General features: G+C 66.0%; 3 protein-coding genes and 1 tRNA gene. 2 read left to right on the forward strand and 2 right to left on the reverse strand.

Translation table 11 applies throughout. From position 1 onward, the window contains the following. Positions 1–65: 65 nt before the first annotated feature. Both QOI01_RS13345 and QOI01_RS13350 read left to right on the forward strand, forming a co-directional pair. Positions 66–530, forward strand: coding sequence for a GatB/YqeY domain-containing protein (locus QOI01_RS13345; protein WP_526381631.1), 465 nt, complete (start codon positions 66–68; stop codon positions 528–530). A 39-nt stretch (positions 531–569) separates the two neighbouring features. Further along, a complete protein-coding gene (locus QOI01_RS13350; protein WP_526381627.1) occupies positions 570–1,556 on the forward strand; it encodes an LLM class F420-dependent oxidoreductase in 987 nt (328 codons plus the stop codon). Between the two features lie 59 nt (positions 1,557–1,615). Here the strand turns inward: QOI01_RS13350 and QOI01_RS13355 are convergent. Then, positions 1,616–1,689 (reverse strand) — tRNA-Pro (locus QOI01_RS13355). A 330-nt stretch (positions 1,690–2,019) separates the two neighbouring features. After that, a partial coding sequence (locus tag QOI01_RS13360) for a PLP-dependent cysteine synthase family protein (protein WP_526381629.1) occupies positions 2,020–2,811 on the reverse strand: 792 nt, incomplete at its 5' end.

Genomic DNA, 2,811 nt, shown 5'->3' on the forward strand with positions numbered 1-2,811 from the left:
CGGAGGTCGTCCGGTGTTGGCGGAGCGGCGCCGACGAGGGCGGTCTCGGGCGTACCGTCTACGCCATGGCGGAACTCAAGGAGCGGCTGCGGGCCGATCTCACGGTGGCAATGAAGGCCAGGGACAAGTTGACCACCGCGACTCTGAGGATGGTGATCGCGGCGATTCAGGCCGAGGAGGTGTCGGGCAAGCAGGCGCGCGAACTGTCCGACGACGATGTACTCAAGGTGCTGGCGCGGGAGTCGCGCAAGCGCGGTGAGGCCGCGGAGATCTACGTGTCGAACGGCCGCGGCGAGCTCGCCGCCAACGAACGTGCCGAGGCCAGCGTCATCGACGACTACCTGCCCACCCAGTTGAACGACGACGAGCTCGCGAACGTCGTCAACACCGCCATCGCACAGGTCGCCGAGGAGATCGGCCACGGTCCGGGGATGAAGCAGATGGGCCAGGTGATGAAGGCCGCGGTGGCCATTGCCGAGGGCAAGGCCGACGGACCCCGCATCTCGGCCGCCGTGAAGGACAGGCTCTAACCTGGGTTTCCGCCAAGAGGCTGCGGGTACCCGTTTGCCATGACGCGTTTTGGCTACACCTTGATGACTGAGCAGAGCGGCCCGAAAGAGCTTGTCGAATATGCGGTTTCGGCCGAGCATGTTGGTTTCGACTTCGAGGTGAGCAGCGACCACTACTCGCCGTGGCTGTCCGCGCAGGGGCACGCACCGAACGCCTGGACGATGCTCGGAGCGGTGGCATACGCGACGGAGCGCGTCGAGCTCTTCACCTACGTGACTTGCCCGACCATCCGATATCACCCGGCGGTCGTGGCACAACAGGCCGCCACCCTGCAGATCCTCGCCGACGGCAGGTTCACCCTCGGTGTCGGCAGCGGCGAGAACCTCAACGAGCACGTCGTCGGTCAGGGATGGCCGACGGTGGCGCGACGCCAGGAAATGCTGCGCGAGGCCGTCCAGATCATCCGGGAACTGTTCACCGGCGAGGTGGTGGACTGGAAGGGGGACTATTTCGAGGTCGACTCCGCACGACTGTGGGACCTGCCCGAGGTGCCCGTCGCCATCGCCGCGGCGGTGTCGGGGGAACGTTCGGTGCAGACCTTCTCGCCACTGGTCGATCACCTCATCGCCGTCGAGCCCGACAAGGCCCTGGTCGACGGTTGGCACGCGGCGCGCAAGGGCACCGGTCTGCCCGGCGACTCGCGGGTCATCGGACAGATCCCGATCTGCTGGGACACCGACGAGGACGCCGCAGTCGAGCGTGCCCACGAGCAGTTCCGGTGGTTCGCTGGTGGCTGGTCCGTCAACGCCGACCTGCCGACGACGGCAGGCTTCGCGGGAGCCACCCAGTTCGTCCGCAAGGAAGACGTCGCGTCGTCCATTCCGTGCGGTCCTGACCTGGATGCCATCGTCGATTCCGTCAGTGAGTACTGGAAGGCGGGGTTCACCGACATCGCGCTGGTCCAGGTCGGCGACGAGGGGCAGGATCGATTCTTGGTGGAAGCCGCCGGACCGCTCCTGGCGAAACTCCGCTCGGCTGCTTCCTGAAGCGCGATCAAGAAAGGCTCCGACCGGTGTGGTCGGAGCCTTCTTTCGTCTCAACGCGGTCGGGGTAGCGGGATTCGAACCCACGACCTCTTCGTCCCGAACGAAGCGCGCTACCAAGCTGCGCCATACCCCGCGTGAAGCCCCGCCAGCGTATCGCACCGGGACAGTGCGAAGCCAAATGCGAAGCCAGACGCCCGGCCCGGGGTTACGGGCGCTCGGCAGTGACCGCGATCGCGATTGGTGCAGCGCCGTCTGGGTAGACCAGGGACATACATCGGCGCACAGGAATGGAAGTGGCCGTCGGTGGCGTTGTAACCGACAAGTTCGTTGTAACCAGCGCGTTCGATCGAGATTCACCGAGGAGAGGCATTCACATGACCGGGTTGGGAGCCACAATCTACTTTGGATTGTTCGCCATCGCCGCCTTGTGGCTGTTCCTGACGTCCGATCGCTTCAGCCGGGGTCAGGCCCAGCGGCCCGAGCGCTCGAACTCGTGGAGCGCCGCAGTCGATTCCGACGGATCCAGCCCGTGGCTTGTGAGCCACCCCGCGTCGAAGTAGGTGTCGCTGTAGCGGTCGCCACTGTCGGCTAGCAGGGTCACCACCGACCCACTGCGCCTCTCGGCGATCATTTCGGCCAACAGACCAAATGCTCCCCACAGATTGGAGCCGGTCGACGGTCCGACCTTGCGGCCGAGGACTGCGCTGACGTGGTGCGCCGCCGCCACCGAGCTGGCGTCTGGCACGCTCACCATCCGGTCGATGACGTCCGGGAGGAACGACGGTTCCACTCTCGGCCTGCCGATGCCCTCGATCCGCGACGACCGTCCGGTCACGTCCCGTCGGCCCTGCGCGTACGAGGGGAAGAACGCCGAGTTCTCCGGGTCCACCACGCATAGTCGGGTGTCGTAACGCCGGTAGCGCAGGTATCGACCGATCGTCGCGCTGGTGCCTCCGGTGCCCGCGCCGACGACGATCCACTGGGGAATCGGGAACTCCTCGTCGTGCATCTGGTCGAAGATCGATTCGGCGATGTTGTTGTTGCCGCGCCAGTCGGTGGCGCGTTCGGCGTTGGTGAACTGGTCGAGGTAGTGCCCGCCGGTCTCCTTCGCGAGCCGCTCGGCCTCGGCGTACATCTGCGACGACTCCGCCACGAAATGGCAACGGCCGCCTTGTGATTCGATCAGCGCGATCTTGGTTGCGCTGGTCGACGACGGCATCACCGCGATGAACGGCACCCCCACCAGCGCCGCGAA

Source organism: Mycobacterium sp. (genome assembly GCF_032162605.1).
In the GTDB taxonomy this organism is placed as follows: domain Bacteria; phylum Actinomycetota; class Actinomycetes; order Mycobacteriales; family Mycobacteriaceae; genus Mycobacterium.